The organism is Pseudomonas fluorescens (genome assembly GCF_000730425.1).
In the GTDB taxonomy this organism is placed as follows: Bacteria; Pseudomonadota; Gammaproteobacteria; order Pseudomonadales; family Pseudomonadaceae; genus Aquipseudomonas; species Aquipseudomonas fluorescens_X.
The window spans coordinates 3979047-3994659 of the sequence record NZ_CP008896.1 but is presented as its reverse complement, the minus strand read 5'-3'; the positions used below and the strand labels follow the sequence as shown (position 1 = coordinate 3994659).

14 protein-coding genes are annotated in these 15613 nt (G+C 60.0%); 13 read left to right on the top strand and 1 reads right to left on the bottom strand.

All coding sequences use genetic code 11. The features are described from left to right. Nucleotides 1–9 precede the first annotated feature (9 nt). Nucleotides 10–1191 (bottom strand): acyl-CoA dehydrogenase, encoded by a 1182-nt coding sequence (locus HZ99_RS17985; protein ID WP_038444904.1) that lies wholly within the window; start codon nt 1189–1191, stop codon nt 10–12. Between the two features lie 157 nt (nt 1192–1348). Between HZ99_RS17985 and HZ99_RS17980 the strand changes: the two genes are divergently transcribed. The 13 genes from HZ99_RS17980 to HZ99_RS17920 all read left to right on the top strand — a co-directional run bounded on the left by HZ99_RS17980 (nt 1349) and on the right by HZ99_RS17920 (nt 15611). Continuing rightward, nucleotides 1349–2248 carry a LysR family transcriptional regulator gene (locus tag HZ99_RS17980; protein ID WP_038444903.1) on the top strand — a complete coding sequence of 300 codons (900 nt, stop codon included), beginning with the start codon at nt 1349–1351 and terminating at the stop codon, nt 2246–2248. A 449-nt stretch (nt 2249–2697) separates the two neighbouring features. Beyond that, on the top strand, nt 2698–3819 hold the full coding sequence (locus HZ99_RS17975; protein WP_038444902.1) for a Re/Si-specific NAD(P)(+) transhydrogenase subunit alpha: 1122 nt from the start codon (nt 2698–2700) through the stop codon (nt 3817–3819). A gap of 15 nt (nt 3820–3834) precedes the next feature. Then, nucleotides 3835–4155 (top strand): NAD(P) transhydrogenase subunit alpha, encoded by a 321-nt coding sequence (locus HZ99_RS17970; RefSeq protein ID WP_003233786.1) that lies wholly within the window; start codon nt 3835–3837, stop codon nt 4153–4155. Then, complete coding sequence (locus HZ99_RS17965) at nt 4155–5591, top strand: NAD(P)(+) transhydrogenase (Re/Si-specific) subunit beta (protein ID WP_038444899.1); 1437 nt, start codon at nt 4155–4157, stop codon at nt 5589–5591. Before HZ99_RS17970 ends, HZ99_RS17965 begins: the two co-directional genes overlap by 1 nt. Nucleotides 5592–5771: 180 nt before the next feature. After that, entirely contained in the window at nt 5772–7265 is a 1494-nt protein-coding gene (locus HZ99_RS17960; protein WP_038444897.1) for an acetyl-CoA hydrolase/transferase family protein, read from the top strand. Between the two features lie 318 nt (nt 7266–7583). Beyond that, a complete protein-coding gene (locus tag HZ99_RS17955; protein WP_012721550.1) occupies nt 7584–7799 on the top strand; it encodes a DUF1127 domain-containing protein in 216 nt (71 codons plus the stop codon). 328 nt (nt 7800–8127) lie between these two features. After that, nucleotides 8128–8448, top strand: coding sequence for a DUF2388 domain-containing protein (locus tag HZ99_RS17950; RefSeq protein ID WP_038444893.1), 321 nt, complete (start codon nt 8128–8130; stop codon nt 8446–8448). A gap of 113 nt (nt 8449–8561) precedes the next feature. Further along, the gene (locus HZ99_RS17945) at nt 8562–8870 is read left to right on the top strand and encodes a DUF2388 domain-containing protein (protein ID WP_038444891.1); all 309 of its coding nucleotides are present in this window, start codon (nt 8562–8564) and stop codon (nt 8868–8870) included. Nucleotides 8871–8897: 27 nt separating this feature from the next. After that, complete coding sequence (locus tag HZ99_RS17940) at nt 8898–9218, top strand: DUF2388 domain-containing protein (protein ID WP_038444889.1); 321 nt, start codon at nt 8898–8900, stop codon at nt 9216–9218. Next, nucleotides 9215–11176 (top strand): DUF4105 domain-containing protein, encoded by a 1962-nt coding sequence (locus tag HZ99_RS17935; protein WP_038444887.1) that lies wholly within the window; start codon nt 9215–9217, stop codon nt 11174–11176. Before HZ99_RS17940 ends, HZ99_RS17935 begins: the two co-directional genes overlap by 4 nt. Nucleotides 11177–11600: 424 nt before the next feature. Continuing rightward, a complete protein-coding gene (locus HZ99_RS17930; protein WP_038444885.1) occupies nt 11601–12908 on the top strand; it encodes a CitMHS family transporter in 1308 nt (435 codons plus the stop codon). 65 nt (nt 12909–12973) lie between these two features. After that, nucleotides 12974–13741 (top strand): TerC family protein, encoded by a 768-nt coding sequence (locus HZ99_RS17925; protein WP_038444883.1) that lies wholly within the window; start codon nt 12974–12976, stop codon nt 13739–13741. A 211-nt stretch (nt 13742–13952) separates the two neighbouring features. Beyond that, nucleotides 13953–15611 (top strand): Na/Pi cotransporter family protein, encoded by a 1659-nt coding sequence (locus tag HZ99_RS17920; RefSeq protein WP_038444881.1) that lies wholly within the window; start codon nt 13953–13955, stop codon nt 15609–15611. Nucleotides 15612–15613: the final 2 nt, after the last annotated feature.

Here is a 15613-nt window from a genome sequence, read left to right as displayed (position 1 = left end):
ACACTCCTATTAATAGAACGCCTGGAGACCGGTCTGGGCACGCCCGAGGATAAGCGCATGAACGTCATGCGTGCCTTCGTAGGTATTCACCACTTCCAGGTTGACCAGGTGCCGGGCGATCCCGAACTCATCGGAGATGCCATTACCCCCCAGCATGTCGCGGGCCATGCGGGCGATATCCAAGGACTTGCCGCAGGAATTGCGCTTCATGATCGAAGTAATCTCCACCGCCGCCGTTCCTTCATCTTTCATCCGCCCCAGGCGCAGACAGCCCTGCAAGGCAAGAGTGATCTCGGTCTGCATATCGGCCAGCTTTTTCTGGATCAGTTGGGTAGCTGCCAATGGGCGCCCGAACTGCTGGCGATCAAGGGTGTACTGGCGCGCAGTGTGCCAGCAGAACTCTGCGGCCCCCAAGGCGCCCCAAGAGATACCGTAACGTGCCGAGTTCAGGCAGGTGAACGGACCTTTCAAGCCCCGCACATCCGGGAAGATGTTTTCCTCGGGAACGAATACGTTGTCCATGACGATTTCGCCGGTAATCGAAGCACGCAAACCAACCTTACCGTGGATCGCTGGCGCACTCAGCCCCTTCCAGCCTTTTTCCAGGACAAAGCCCCGGATATCGCCAGCGTCGTCCTTGCCCCAGACGACAAACACATCGGCAATCGGACTGTTGGTAATCCACATCTTGCTGCCGGTCAGGCTGTAGCCACCATCTACCTTGCGCGCACGGGTAATCATCGCGCCCGGGTCCGATCCGTGGTTTGGCTCGGTCAGGCCGAAGCAACCAATCCACTCACCCGAGGCCAGCTTGGGCAAGTACTTCTGTTTTTGCGCTTCAGTACCGAACTCATTGATCGGCACCATCACCAGGGAGGATTGCACACTCATCATCGACCGGTAGCCGGAGTCGACACGCTCCACTTCACGGGCAATCAAGCCGTAGCTGACATAGTTCAAGCCACTGCCACCGTACTGCTCGGGAATCATCGCGCCCAGCAAACCGGTCTCACCCATTTCCCGAAAAATCGCGGGATCGGTCTTTTCATGACGGAAGGCTTCAAGCACACGCGGCGCCAGCTTGTCCTGGGCGAACTGCTCGGCACTGTCGCGCACCATGCGCTCTTCTTCGGTGAGCTGTTGATCCAGCAGCAGTGGATCGATCCAGTTGAAGCTTGCCTTGCCACCCATGAGTGAGTCCTCGAGAAGTAAATCAAAAGTCGTGCATGGAGCCTAGGCCGGGCAGGCGAAGAGGGCAAACGAGGTTTTTGCATAGCGTTGTGCTAATTTCTCACTCCGTAACGTTTGATAAAGATAAAAACACCTTTCATTAGTGAGGGTACGGTACATGCGCAGGAAAATCCCCAGCACCACGGCCCTCATCAGCTTTGAGGCGGCCGCTCGCCACGAAAGCTTTACCAAGGCCGCACAGGAGCTTTCCATTACCCAGGGTGCGATCTGCCGACAGATCGCCAGCCTGGAAGAGTTTTTGAGTATCGAACTGTTTCGTCGCTCGCGGCGTGGCGTAAAGCTCACGGAGGCCGGGCTTTCCTATAGTCGACGAGTGGCGACGCAACTGGACGCAGTGGAACGCGACACCCTGTCGGTGATGGGCCAGCAAGGCGCCAATGTGATCGAGCTGGCGGTGGTGCCCACGTTCGGCACACAGTGGCTGATCCCACGCCTCAAGGACTTCCAGCAGCAACACCCCGAAGTCACCGTAAACCTGACCAACCGTACCCGCCCGTTCCTGTTTGCCGACACGGAGTTCGATGCCGCGGTGTATTTCGGCGATGCCGACTGGTCCGGTACCGAATCCCACAGACTGATGGGAGAAAACCCACTGCCCGTCTGCAGCCCACGACTGCTGGGGCAGCGCTCGCACTTCAGCGCAGAAGACATTGCCGAGTTACCGCTACTGCAACAAACCACACGGCCCTACGCCTGGCGCCAATGGTTCAACGCCCAGCAATTGAACATCCCGCGGGACATGACAGGCCCGCGCTACGAGCTATTCTCCATGCTGTCCCAGGCGGCCATGCATGACATGGGGATTGCACTGATACCGCCGTTCCTTATTCAGCGGGAACTGGGCGAGAAACAGTTGGTGATCGCCAACCAACAGGCGTTGAGCAGCAGCAAGGCCTATTACCTGATGATTCCCGAGAGAAAGGTCGAATCCGCGTCATTGCACGCCTTTCGAGACTGGCTGACTGATCAGGCGCAGCGCTACAGCCGCCAATTCTAGAAGCCTTCGATATTTGCTGACCTTGTAGTCAGATTATTTATAGCACTACAGATATAATTATATGTCGCCTTTAGACAGACTGTACCGCTCGACTTAAAAATTGCCTGAAAGCCAATAACTGCATGCCCTACGGCTATTATTCGCAGCCCATGACCGGCTATTCACGTCGACCATTGCAAAAATCGTATTTTTCCGCAAAAAGCCTTTAAACACCTGTATTCCAAGAGGTTATTCTGGCTTATTGCGACAATCAGTCACAGGGTGACTTGTAGTTAATTTTTCGTCACCCGTCATAATCCCTTGAAGGCCGTAAAGTTCGCCTGCAAAATGCCGCGCCCTGCTGTCATTTCAGCGGGGTCGTGCTGATCGGCCGCCCCAGTTGCGCCACTCGCGGTGCACTGGCCTTTTTACAAAAATCAAAAGCAAAAAGATCATGCAGGAGATTTGACGTGCACATTGGTGTTCCTCTCGAAACCCAGACCGGTGAAACGCGGGTTGCTGCAACCCCGGAAACCATCAAGAAGCTGATCGGCCAGGGCCATAAGGTCACTGTACAAAGCGGTGCAGGCATTAAAGCCAGCGTCGTCGACAGTGCCTATGAAACGGCAGGCGCCACCATTGGCAGTGCCAGCGACGCGTTTGGCGCCGAGCTGATTCTCAAGGTGGTCGCCCCCAGCGACAGCGAGCTGACGCTGATTAAAAGCGGCACCGTGTTGGTGGGCATGCTCAATCCGTTCAGCAACGAAACCATCGCCCAACTGGCCGAACATGGCATCACTGCCTTCGCCCTGGAGGCCGCCCCACGCACCTCCCGTGCGCAGAGCCTGGATGTGCTGTCCTCCCAGGCCAACATTGCCGGCTACAAGGCGGTACTGCTGGCGGCCCATCACTATCCGCGCTTCATGCCAATGCTGATGACCGCCGCAGGTACAGTGAAAGCCGCTCGCGTGCTGATCCTCGGCGCCGGCGTCGCCGGCCTGCAGGCGATCGCTACGGCGAAACGCCTGGGTGCGGTTATCGAAGCGTCCGACGTACGTCCGGCCGTGAAGGAGCAGATCGAATCCCTCGGCGCCAAGTTCGTCGACGTGCCCTACGAGACCGATGAAGAGCGCGAATGCGCCGTCGGTGTCGGCGGCTACGCTCGCCCGATGCCCTCCAGCTGGATGCAGCGCCAGGCCCTGGCTGTGCACGAGCGCGCCAAGCAAGCCGATATCGTCATCACCACCGCCCTGATTCCGGGCCGCAAGGCCCCGACTTTGCTGAGCGCCGAAACCGTCGCCCAGATGAAGCCCGGCTCCGTGGTGATCGACCTGGCCGCCGCCCAAGGTGGCAACTGCCCCCTGACCGTCGCCGACCAGGTGGTAGTGGAAAACGGCGTGACCATCTGTGGCCCGACCAACCTTGCCGGCGCAGTGGCTGCCGATGCTTCGGCCCTGTATGCGCGCAACCTGCTGGACTTCCTGAAGCTGGTCTTCACTAAGGAAGGGCAGTTTGAAATCAACCTCGAAGACGACATCGTCGCCGCGTGCCTGATGTGCCGCGACGGCCAAGTCATCCGCAAAAACGCCTAAGCAGGGATTCAGACGATGGAAGAGCTTATCTCCCCCGGCATCTACAACCTGATCATCTTCGTGCTGGCGATTTATGTCGGTTACCACGTGGTCTGGAACGTTACCCCCGCACTGCATACGCCGTTGATGGCAGTGACCAACGCAATCTCGGCGATTGTGATCGTTGGCGCCATGCTCGCGGCCGCACTCACCGTTACACCGCTGGGCAAGACCATGGGCACCCTGGCCGTGGCGCTGGCGGCCGTCAACGTATTCGGTGGTTTCCTGGTTACCCGCAGGATGCTTGAGATGTTCAAGAAGAAAGCGCCCAAGGCTAAAGAAGAGGTGCAAAAGTAATGAGCATGAACCTTGTGACGACGCTCTACCTGATCGCGTCGATCTGCTTTATCCAGGCCCTCAAGGGCCTGTCGCACCCCACCACCTCCCGGCGCGGCAACCTGTTCGGCATGCTCGGCATGGCGTTGGCGGTGCTCACTACCGTGGGCCTCATCTATAAGCTGGGCGCTGAGCTGGCCACTGCCGGCATCGGCTACGTGATTGTCGGCCTGTTGATCGGCGGGACCGCCGGCTCGATCATGGCCAAGCGCGTGGAAATGACCAAGATGCCGGAGTTGGTCGCCTTCATGCACAGCATGATCGGCCTGGCCGCCGTGTTCATTGCCATTGCTGCCGTGGTCGAGCCGCAGTCCCTGGGGATCGTCAAGCAACTGGGCGACGCGATTCCTGCGGGCAACCGCCTGGAATTGTTCCTCGGCGCCGCCATTGGTGCCATTACCTTCTCCGGATCGGTAATCGCCTTCGGCAAGCTGTCGGGCAAGTACAAGTTCCGCCTGTTCCAGGGCGCACCGGTACAGTTCGGCGGCCAGCACAAGCTGAACCTGGTGCTGGGCCTGGCCACCCTGGGCCTGGGCCTGGTGTTTATGTTCACCGGCAACCTCAGCGCCTTTGCGCTGATGCTGGCCCTGGCCTTCGTGCTGGGCGTGCTGATCATCATCCCGATTGGCGGCGCGGACATGCCGGTAGTGGTGTCGATGCTCAACAGCTACTCCGGCTGGGCTGCGGCAGGTATCGGTTTCTCGCTGAACAACTCGATGCTGATCATTGCCGGCTCCCTGGTGGGTTCGAGCGGTGCGATCCTGTCCTACATCATGTGCAAGGCGATGAATCGCTCGTTCTTCAATGTGCTGCTCGGTGGCTTCGGCAATACGCCGGATGCAGCAGGGCCAGCCGGTTCAAAAGAAGCACGCCCGGTGAAATCCGGTTCGGCCGACGACGCGACCTTCCTGCTGACCAACGCCGACACCGTGATCATCGTCCCAGGCTATGGCCTGGCGGTAGCACGGGCACAACACGCCCTTAAAGAGCTGACCGAGAAGCTGACCCATCGCGGCGTCACCGTGAAGTATGCGATCCACCCGGTGGCGGGCCGCATGCCCGGCCACATGAACGTGCTGCTGGCCGAGGCCGAGGTGCCTTACGACCAGGTGTTCGAAATGGAAGACATCAACTCCGAGTTCGGCCAGGCCGACGTGGTGCTGGTGCTCGGCGCCAACGATGTGGTCAACCCGGCTGCCAAGAACGATCCGAAATCGCCTATCGCCGGCATGCCGATTCTCGAAGCCTTCAAGGCCAAGACGATCATCGTCAACAAGCGCTCGATGGCCAGTGGTTACGCCGGCCTGGATAACGAACTGTTCTACCTGGACAAGACCATGATGGTCTTCGGCGATGCGAAGAAGGTCATCGAAGACATGGTCAAGGCCGTCGAATAAACACTGCTCCAGCGCAATACCCAAAACCCCGGCCTCCCGTAGGCTGGGGTTTTTTATTGACGGGAAAAACCCGACCAAAGGCTCTAAATCGCCACCTGGCATTCGACCATGGTAGCGGGACGAACGCCTTTGAAATCACTAGACTGCCCACCTTGCCTCCGTTGCCCGAGATAACAATCCATGTACCGTGATCGTATCCGCTTGCCTTCGCTGTTGAACAAGGTCATGAGCGCCACCGATGCTGCCGCCCTGATCGAGGACGGCATGACCGTCGGCATGAGCGGCTTTACCCGCGCCGGTGAAGCCAAGGCTGTGCCCCACGCCCTGGCCGAACGCGCCAAGTCCTCGCCCCTGAAAATCACCCTGATGACCGGCGCCAGCCTGGGTAACGACCTGGACAAGCAACTGACCGAAGCAGGCGTGCTGTCGCGCCGCATGCCATTCCAGGTCGATAGCACCCTGCGCAAGGCCATCAATGCCGGCGAAGTGATGTTTATCGACCAGCATCTGTCGGAAACCGTCGAACAGTTGCGCAACAACCAACTCAAGCTGCCGGACATCGCGGTGATTGAAGCCGTGGCCATCACCGAGCAAGGCCATATCGTGCCCACCACGTCTGTGGGCAACTCCGCCAGCTTCGCGATTTTTGCCAAGCAGGTGATCATCGAGATCAACCTGGCGCACAATCCGAACCTGGAAGGCCTGCACGACATCTATATCCCAACCTACCGCCCGACCCGCACGCCGATCCCGCTGGTCAAGGTCGATGACCGCATCGGCAGCAGCGCGATCCCGATCCCGCCGGAGAAGATCGTCGCCATCGTCATCACCCACCAGGCAGACTCCGCGTCCACGGTGACGCCGCCCGACAACGATACCCAGTGGATCGCCAACCACCTGATCAACTTTCTCAAGCAGGAAGTGGATGCCGGGCGCATGAGCAACAAGCTCGGCCCGCTGCAAGCCGGTATCGGCAATATCGCCAACGCCGTGATGTGCGGCTTGATCGAGTCACCGTTCGAAGACCTGACCATGTATTCCGAAGTCCTCCAGGACTCGACCTTCGACCTGATCGACGCCGGGAAGCTGAGCTTTGCTTCCGGCAGTTCGATCACCTTGTCGCAGCGGCGCAATGCCGACGTATTCGGCAATCTGGAGCGCTACAAGGACAAGCTGGTGCTGCGCCCGCAGGAAATTTCCAACCACCCGGAAGTGGTGCGCCGCCTGGGTATCATCGGCATCAACACCGCGCTGGAGTTCGACATCTACGGCAACGTCAACTCCACCCACGTCTGTGGTACGCGAATGATGAACGGCATTGGCGGCTCAGGGGATTTCGCCCGCAATGCGCACCTGGCGATCTTTGTCACCAAGTCCATTGCCAAGGGCGGGGCGATTTCCAGCGTGGTACCGATGGTCAGCCATGTCGACCATACCGAGCATGATGTCGACATTCTCGTGACCGAGATTGGCCTGGCCGACCTGCGCGGCCTCGCGCCACGGGAGCGGGCCCGGGTGATCATCGATAACTGCGTGCACCCTGACTACCGTGACGCCCTCAACAACTACTACACCGCCGCCTGCGCCATCGGCGGGCACACTCCACATATCCTGCGCGAAGCCCTCAGCTGGCACATCAACCTGGAAGAAACCGGGCACATGCTCAAAGATTGATCGATGTACATCCGGGCGAATGCAAACACAGTTGCATTCGCCCGGATCCAAGCGTGGCACTTTCCACAAAAACTGTACTGCTGTACCGGTCATTTCCTACCGTAAAACCTTACAAATCCTTTCTGCAATGCCAAAAACGCACCAAAAAAGTGCCAATAGGTACAGTTGCCCCATTTATGTACAGTACAGCCGCTATAAACAGTTAACTGGCCCCTCACAATACAGGTGAACTGTATCTAGAGAGTCTTGCGCCGGAGGAGGATCATTGGCATCAGTTAAACCACTACCTAATCCCGCCACAAGCGGAAGGATGTCATCATGGAACGTACACTCAGTTCCGAACTGTTCTTCGAAGAGAAAGCTGTAAACACCCAGGCCTCCCTGCCTCTGCGCGTTATCGCCAACCTGATGTTGTGGCAGCGCCGCATTTCCAGCCGTCATCAGCTGGCTCGTCTGGACTCGCGTCTGCTGGCCGATGCCGGGATCAGCGAAGCTCAACGCTACGAAGAGCTGAGCAAGCCGTTCTGGCGTTGATTTAGCGCCTGCTGGCCCTGACCTGTAGGGTCCACCGCCAGCACCCCGAATTGTTGTAGCAGAGCCCGCCCCGGGCAACCGGAGGCGGGCTCTGCTGTTTCTGGGAGGCTGAAACCCCACACGATCGCATCCTTTATCATCCAGACCATTACAGTTTAAAAAATACAAAATCAGACCAGTACAATTAAAGTCACCCTGACTTGTACCGGCTAAATTGCCCTCCCTGGCAACGACTTCCCATCGCGCACTACCCGAACAGATGGGCGCCAGCTACTATCCCGTCATCAGCCCTGCGCCACCTTCTTCGTTTCATACACAGGAGTCACCCATGTCCCGTCTTCGTCTACTGAGCGCTGCCGCCCTGCTTGCCGTAGCTGCCAACGCCGGCGCTACCAGCCTGATCGTGACCACCGACTCGATTGTCGGCGCGCTCAAAGCCACTTCCGACGCCACTTCAGATGCCACCTCGTCCCTGCGCGACAACAAGGTTGTCCGTGCAGCCCGTGACGACGCTGCCAGCTTCGTCGCCAGCCAAGGCGCTATCCGTGGCGTGAAGCTGGAAAGCGCCCTGGCGCAGATTCGCCAACAAGCACCGCAACTCAATAGCGCTACTGACGCGCAACTGGCCCAGGCCATCCTGGCCATCTGAGACGAATCTGTTATGTAGGAGCCGGCTTGCCGGCGCCTACATAGGGATGCCCGCGCTGGCTCTCGCCCGGGCATTACGCTAGCCTTGGCGCTCGTTTTCAGTTGTCGAGTCCCATGGCTTTTTCATACCGTTCGTTGATTGTTCCCACAGTGCTTGCCATGTGCGGGGCCGGCCCGGCCCAAGCCTTTGATCTGTCCACCCAAGGCCTCGTCGCCAGCGCCTATGCCACCAGTAAAGTGACGTCGGCACCGTTCGATCGTAAATTGATATTGGCAGCCCAGGATGACGCTGCCGCATTCATTGCCACTGACGGCCAATGGCGGGGCGCCCGGCTGGAAAGCGCACTGGACTACCTGCATCGTACCCAGCCAAAACTTAAGTCCAGTGACCTTGAACTGGCCCAGGCAATTCTCGTCCAATAATCATCTTTACCTTTTTGGAGTCATTCCATGCGTCGCCCGTTGATCGCAGCTGCTCTCGGCCTGTTCCTGCTGGCCGATATCGCCCAGGCACAAACCCTCGTGGCCACCAGTAACATCATTGTTCGTGCCTTCGGCCGCACCATTGATTTCACCTCGGACACCACCACCTCCATCCGCGACTCCAAAGTCGTGCGCGAAGCCCACGACGACGCTGCCAGCTTTGTCGCCAGCAACGGCGATATCCGCGGCGCGCAACTGGAAGCCGCCTTCGACACCTTGCGAACCCGCGTGCCAGAAGCCCGCAACGCCAGCGACCAGGTTCTCGCGCAAGCCATCCTCGCATTGTGAGGCGCTTCACCGCCTGGCTATTGGCGGCGACGGTACTGCTGACTGGCAGCGCCGCCCAGGCCAGCCTGCAACTACGGCTCAAGACCGACGGCCTGAGCCCAGCCCAACAGCAGGCCAGCCAGGCATTGCTTGATGAAGCCATGCAGGCGCTGCCGCCGCGCTTCATCGAGCAACTGGACCGGCGCATTGACGTCGGCTGGACCGACGACATGCCCGCCAATGCCTATGGCCAGGCGTCGCTGGTGTCCGAACTGGACCTCAACCGCAAGCTGCTGGCCAGTCTGACCGACGGCACCGCTGCCACCCAACAGACCCAGCGCCCCCACGGCACCGTGCGCCGAGAACTGCTCGCCACCGTGCTACATGAACTGACCCACATCTATGATCGCGCGCGCCTGTGGCCCCAGGAGCAGCGCTCGTTGATCCAACGCTGCAGCCGCCAGAACAACATCACTGGCCTGATCGGCCTGCCCGACCAATGCCGCGGCCAGAACGACCGGCGTTTCACCCTCAGCGATGACCCACGCTTGCTCGACCTGGCCGGCTGGCCGCAATACGTCGGCCGCCGTGGCGAGCGCGAGCAACACAACCGCCAAGTGGCCCGCAGCCCGGACCTGTACGAAATCACCAACCCCAAGGAGTTCGTCGCGGTCAATATGGAGTACTTCCTCCTCGACCCGAGCTACGCCTGCCGTCGCCCTGCTCTCTATCGCTACTACCAGCAACACTTCGGCTGGGCACCGCCGGCCAAGGACGCTTGCGCCAACACCTTCGCCTTCCTCAACGCCGGCAACGATTTTGCCAAGACACCCTTGGGCCAGGTCGACCCAGAGCGCGTGTACGCCATCGACTACCTGCTGGCCGAAGCCAACCAGAACCTGGTGAGCCGCTGGGGCCACAGCATGCTGCGCCTGGTGATCTGTGCGCCGGGCCGCCCCCGTGGCCCGGATTGCCGCCTGGACCTGGACCAGCATCTGGTGTTGTCCTACCGCGCTTTCGTAGGCGATGTGCAGCTATCCAGTTGGGACGGCCTGGTAGGCAAATACCCATCACGCCTGTTCGTACTGCCCCTGGCCCAAGTGATCGACGAGTACACCAAAACTGAACTGCGCGGCCTGGCTTCGGTGCCCTTGATCCTCACACGCAAGGAGATCAACGAAACCGTCGAACACGCCGCCGAAATGCACTGGAGCTACGACGGCAATTACTACTTCCTCTCCAACAACTGCGCGGTCGAAGGCCTGAAACTGCTGCGCAGCGGCAGCGCCAACCCGCAACTGACAGCCCTGGACAACATCACCCCCAACGGTTTGCTCGAAGTGCTCAAGGCCCGTGGACTGGCCGACACCAGCGTGCTGGACGACCGCCGCGAAGCCTTGCGCCTGGGCTATCACTTCGACTCCTTCCGTGAGCGCTACCAGGCAATGTTCGACGTGCTGAAAAAACATCTGCCGATCCCGCAAACCGAGGTCGAAGACTGGCTGAGCTTGAGCGCCGGGCAACGCCGGGCATGGTTCGGCAAGGCTGACCTGCGCACCAGCGCAGCATTGCTGCTGCTGGAACAGGCCAGTTTTCGCAAACAACTGATGCTCGCCCAGGATGAGGTCAAACAACGCTACCTCGGCGCCCGCGAGTTGAAGAACGGCGGCATGGCCAAGGCCGATGCCACTTTGCAGCAGATCCTCGCCAACAGCGGCTTCCTCAGCCGCCCGGCGGAACTGCTCGGCAGCAGCGGCTATGGCTTGCCCCAACCCAAGGAATGGCAGCGCCTGGAATCAGAAAGCGCCTTGCGCCAGAAACAACTGCAATCGCTGACCGGCGACCTGGATAAAGAGGTGAGGGCGCTGCTGGAGCCGGCGCGAGCGGCGGAAATTGCTGCCTGCGAGGCCAATCTCAAGCAAGTCGGTGAACACCTGCGCGCGCTGCACAAAGCCGCTGGCGGGCTGCAGCTGCCTTAAAACCCGTTGATCGCGTTTCAACTGCAGGAGCCGGCTTGCCGGCGATGGCGGCGTGTCAGGCAACAGCCCTGCAACAGGTCGATCGCCATCGCTGGCAAGCCAGCTCCTACAGAGGTCAATCGCATATTTCGAGCATCAAAAACAGACCATTCCCACGAAACATATCGCCATAACCTGATTGCTCAGCGAAAGCTGGCTGAAAGCTTTCACGATTAGGATCGCCCTCACTACCGGCAATAGACCGGTTGGCCAACCTGAGCGCTTTTATGCACAGGGGCCCAATTAACAACAACAATGGTGATTCTGATGTCCGCTCGTACCCGCCTGTTTTCTCCCACTCCCCCCGTACGCCCCGCGCTTTTCGTTCTGCGCTGACCCCACCCGGTTCGCCATTCCCTAGCCGCGCTACGCCTGGAGTATTCCTATGCTGACTTTCCTTGGCTTTGCCATGGTCATCACGTTCATGTTCCTGATCATGACCAAGCGCCTGTCGGCGCTGATCGCCTTGATCATCGTGCCTATCCTGTTCGCGCTGTTCGGTGGCTTCGCGCCAAAGATCGGCCCGATGATGCTCGAAGGCATCACCAAGCTCGCCCCCACCGGCGTGATGCTGATGTTTGCCATCCTCTACTTTGCCTTGATGATCGACTCCGGCCTGTTCGACCCGGCCGTGCGCAAGATCCTCAAGCTGGTCAAGGGCGACCCGCTGAAAGTCTCGGTCGGTACTGCCGTGCTCGCGCTGGTGGTGTCCCTGGACGGTGACGGCGCCACCACCTACATGATTTGCGTGGCCGCCATGTTGCCGCTGTACAAGCGCATCGGCATGAGCCCGCGAATCATGGCCGGCCTGATCATCCTCGCCGGTGGCGTGATGAACATGACCCCCTGGGGCGGCCCGACCGCCCGCGCCGCCAGTGCCCTGCACGTGGACCCCTCGGACATCTTCGTACCGATGATCCCGGCCATGGCCGCCGGCGTAGTGGCCATCCTGGTGATTGCCTATATGTACGGCCTGCGCGAGCGCGCCCGTCTTGGCGTGCTGCACCTGCAAGGCGATGAAATCGACCACAGCGAAATCAGCGTCTCGCAGTTCCCCGATGCCCGTCGCCCGAAACTGATCTGGTTCAACGGCGCGCTGACCCTGGTCCTGATGTGCACCCTGATCGCCGGTCTGTTACCGCTGCCAGTGCTGTTCATGGTGGCCTTCAGTATCGCGATGATCGTCAACTACCCGTGCCTGCAACAGCAGAAAGACCGCGTTGCCGCCCACGCAGGCAGCGTGCTGGCAGTGGTTGGCCTGATCTTCGCCGCGGGCATCTTCACCGGTATCCTGTCGGGCACCGGCATGGTCGACGCCATGTCCAAGAGCCTGCTGGCGGTCATCCCTGAAGCCATGGGCCCGTACCTGGCGGTGATCACCGCGCTGGTCAGCATGCCGTTCACGTTCTTCATGTCCAACGATGCGTTCTACTACGGCGTACTGCCTGTACTGGCCGAAGCCGCCAGCCATTACGGCATCACCGCCGCAGAAATGGGCCGTGCTTCGATTGTTGGCCAGCCGGTACACTTGCTCAGCCCGCTGGTGCCTTCGACTTACCTGCTGGTGGCCCTGGCCGGTATCGAGTTCGGCGATCACCAGCGCTTCACCCTGAAGTGGGCAGTCCTGGTGTGCCTGTGCATAATGGTTGCCGCATTGCTGTTGGGCACATTCCCGCTGTTCAGCACTCTATAATCGTAACAACCCACCGCGCCGGCCTTCCCCCCGGCGCGGTCTAACACTCGCGCAAAGGAACACATATGGAATGGCTGACCAATCCGGAGATCTGGATTGCCTTCTTCACCTTGACGGCACTCGAGATCGTCCTGGGCATCGATAACATCATCATGATTTCGATCCTGGTCAGCCGCATGCCCAAGCATATGCAGGCGCGCACTCGGATCTTCGGCCTCGCCCTGGCCATGATCACCCGGATCCTGTTGCTGCTGTCGATCACCTGGGTCATGCAACTGACCGCCGACCTGTTCGTGGTATTGGACCAGGGTATTTCCGGTCGTGACCTGATCCTGTTCTTCGGTGGCCTGTTCCTGCTGTGGAAAAGCTCCCAGGAGATGTACCACGCCCTGGAAGGTGAAGACGAAACCCACGACGAGCCGACAGGCAAGGGTGGCAAGTTCATCTACACCATCATCCAGATCGCCATCATCGACATCGTGTTCTCCCTGGATTCGGTGATTACCGCCGTGGGCATGGTTTCCCACGTACCGGTCATGGTCGCGGCGATCATCGTTGCGGTACTGGTGATGATGCTGGCCGCAGGCACCATCAGTGCGTTCATCGACAAGCACCCGTCGCTGAAAATGCTCGCGCTGTCGTTCCTGCTGGTGGTGGGTACGGTGCTGATCGCCGAATCCTTCGACGTGCATGTGCCAAAAGGCTACGTATACTTCGCCATGGCGTTCTCCCTGGCGGTAGAAGCGGTCAACATCAAGATGCGTACCGCCATCGCGAAGAAGAAAAAGCAGCAGGATCCAGTGAAACTGCGCAAGGACATTCCGGGTCAATAAACCCGAGATGACCGAAAGGGGGGCTCTGGTGAGCCCCCTTTTTTTCGCCCGCAAAAAGCTGATTTCATGACCGTTTTGTTTCAAAGCCAAGTTTAGCTATGCGATGCTGGCACACAGGCCGTTCGCCAACTACAGCTTAAGTACACAACACAAAACGGCACGCGGCACTTTTTGCTCCACTTCGAGCACGACTCAATACAGGGGGCCGAGCATGCTGACCCTGCTCAATCTTCTTTCTGCGGTGACCCTGCTGATCTGGGGCACGCACATCGTCCGTACCGGCATCCTGCGGGTCTACGGCTCCAACCTGCGCCAGGTCATCGGGCAGAACATGGCCAGGCGCTGGCTGGCGTTCATTGCCGGGATCCTCGTCACCGCCATGGTGCAAAGCAGCAACGCCACGGCAATGCTGGTGACATCGTTTGTCGGCCAGGGCCTGATGGGCCTGACACCCGCCCTGGCGACCATGCTTGGCGCCGACGTCGGTACGGCGCTGATGGCACGGGTGCTGACCCTGGATCTGTCGTGGTTGTCGCCGCTGCTGATCTTTCTCGGCGTGATCTTCTTCCTGTCGCGCAAACAGACGCGCGCCGGGCAGATGGGCCGGGTCGGCATCGGCCTGGGCTTGATCATCCTTGCTCTGCAACTGATCGTCGAAGCCGCCGGGCCGATTACCCAGGCCCAGGGCGTCAAAGTCCTGTTCGCCTCACTGACCGGCGACATCCTGCTCGACGCCCTGGTGGGCGCGTTGTTTGCGATGATTTCCTACTCCAGCCTGGCCGCCGTGCTGCTGACAGCGACACTGGCCGGCGCTGGCGTCATTGGCCTGCATGTGGCCATTGGCCTGGTGATCGGTGCCAATATCGGCAGCGGGGTGCTGGCCTTCCTCAGCACCAGCATGCAAAACGCCGCCGGCCGCCAAGTGGCCCTCGGCAGCCTGCTCTACAAACTGATCGGCCTGCTGCTGATCATTCCCGTCCTGGATCCCCTGGTGCGGTGGATGGACACCTTGGACTACAGCGCCCAAGGCATGGTCATCACCTTTCACCTGCTCTACAACGTCACCCGCTGCCTGATCCTGCTGCCCACCATCGGCCCCATGGCACGCCTGTGTGCCTGGCTGCTGCCGGAACGCCCGGAGGCCAACGGGCTGGCCAAACCCCGCCATCTCGACCCGACGGCGCTGACCACCCCGAGCCTGGCCCTGGCCAACGCCGCGCGGGAGACCCTGCGCCTTGGGGACCTGATCGACAACATGCTGGCCGCCATGCTGGAAGTGCTGCGCGGCAAACAAACGGCCATCACCCAGGAAATACGCAGCCTCAGCGATGATGTCGAGGCGCTCTACAGCGCGATCAAGCTGTACCTGGCGCAAATGCCCCGGGAAGACCTCAGCGAGCACGACAGCCGGCGCTGGGCCGAGATCATCGAACTGTCGATCAACCTGAAACTGGCCGGTGACTTGATCGAACGCATGTTGCGCAAGGTCCAGCAACAGAAAACCTCCCAGCGCCGCTCCTTTTCCGAAGTGGGCCTGGAAGAGCTGGCGGGCCTGCACAGCCAATTGATCGCCAACCTGCGCCTGGGCCTGTCGGTGTTTCTCAGCGCCGACCCGGAAAGCGCCCGCCAATTGCTGCGCGAAAAGCGCCGCTTCCGCGCCCAGGAGCGGCGCCTGGCCCACGCTCATGTCAGTCGCCTGCAGCGCAAGATCGTGCAAAGCATCGAGACCAGTTCCCTGCACCTGGAGTTGATTGCCGACATGAAACGCCTGAACTCGCTGTTTTGCAGCAGCGCTTATGTCGTGCTGGAAACCTCCGAGACCGGCGCACTGGCGGCGGACAGTATGGCCGACATCACCCATTCGCCCTGAAC

Excerpts from the sequence above, each read along its gene's own strand:
- HZ99_RS17985 (WP_038444904.1), bottom strand. The coding sequence starts at position 1,191 with ATGGGTGGCAAGGCAAGCTTCAACTGGATCGATCCACTGCTGCTGGAT.
- HZ99_RS17980 (WP_038444903.1), top strand. The coding sequence starts at position 1,349 with ATGCGCAGGAAAATCCCCAGCACCACGGCCCTCATCAGCTTTGAGGCG.
- HZ99_RS17970 (WP_003233786.1), top strand. The coding sequence starts at position 3,835 with ATGGAAGAGCTTATCTCCCCCGGCATCTACAACCTGATCATCTTCGTG.
- HZ99_RS17965 (WP_038444899.1), top strand. The coding sequence starts at position 4,155 with ATGAGCATGAACCTTGTGACGACGCTCTACCTGATCGCGTCGATCTGC.
- HZ99_RS17960 (WP_038444897.1), top strand. The coding sequence starts at position 5,772 with ATGTACCGTGATCGTATCCGCTTGCCTTCGCTGTTGAACAAGGTCATG.
- HZ99_RS17955 (WP_012721550.1), top strand. The coding sequence starts at position 7,584 with ATGGAACGTACACTCAGTTCCGAACTGTTCTTCGAAGAGAAAGCTGTA.
- HZ99_RS17950 (WP_038444893.1), top strand. The coding sequence starts at position 8,128 with ATGTCCCGTCTTCGTCTACTGAGCGCTGCCGCCCTGCTTGCCGTAGCT.
- HZ99_RS17945 (WP_038444891.1), top strand. The coding sequence starts at position 8,562 with ATGGCTTTTTCATACCGTTCGTTGATTGTTCCCACAGTGCTTGCCATG.
- HZ99_RS17940 (WP_038444889.1), top strand. The coding sequence starts at position 8,898 with ATGCGTCGCCCGTTGATCGCAGCTGCTCTCGGCCTGTTCCTGCTGGCC.
- HZ99_RS17930 (WP_038444885.1), top strand. The coding sequence starts at position 11,601 with ATGCTGACTTTCCTTGGCTTTGCCATGGTCATCACGTTCATGTTCCTG.
- HZ99_RS17925 (WP_038444883.1), top strand. The coding sequence starts at position 12,974 with ATGGAATGGCTGACCAATCCGGAGATCTGGATTGCCTTCTTCACCTTG.
- HZ99_RS17920 (WP_038444881.1), top strand. The coding sequence starts at position 13,953 with ATGCTGACCCTGCTCAATCTTCTTTCTGCGGTGACCCTGCTGATCTGG.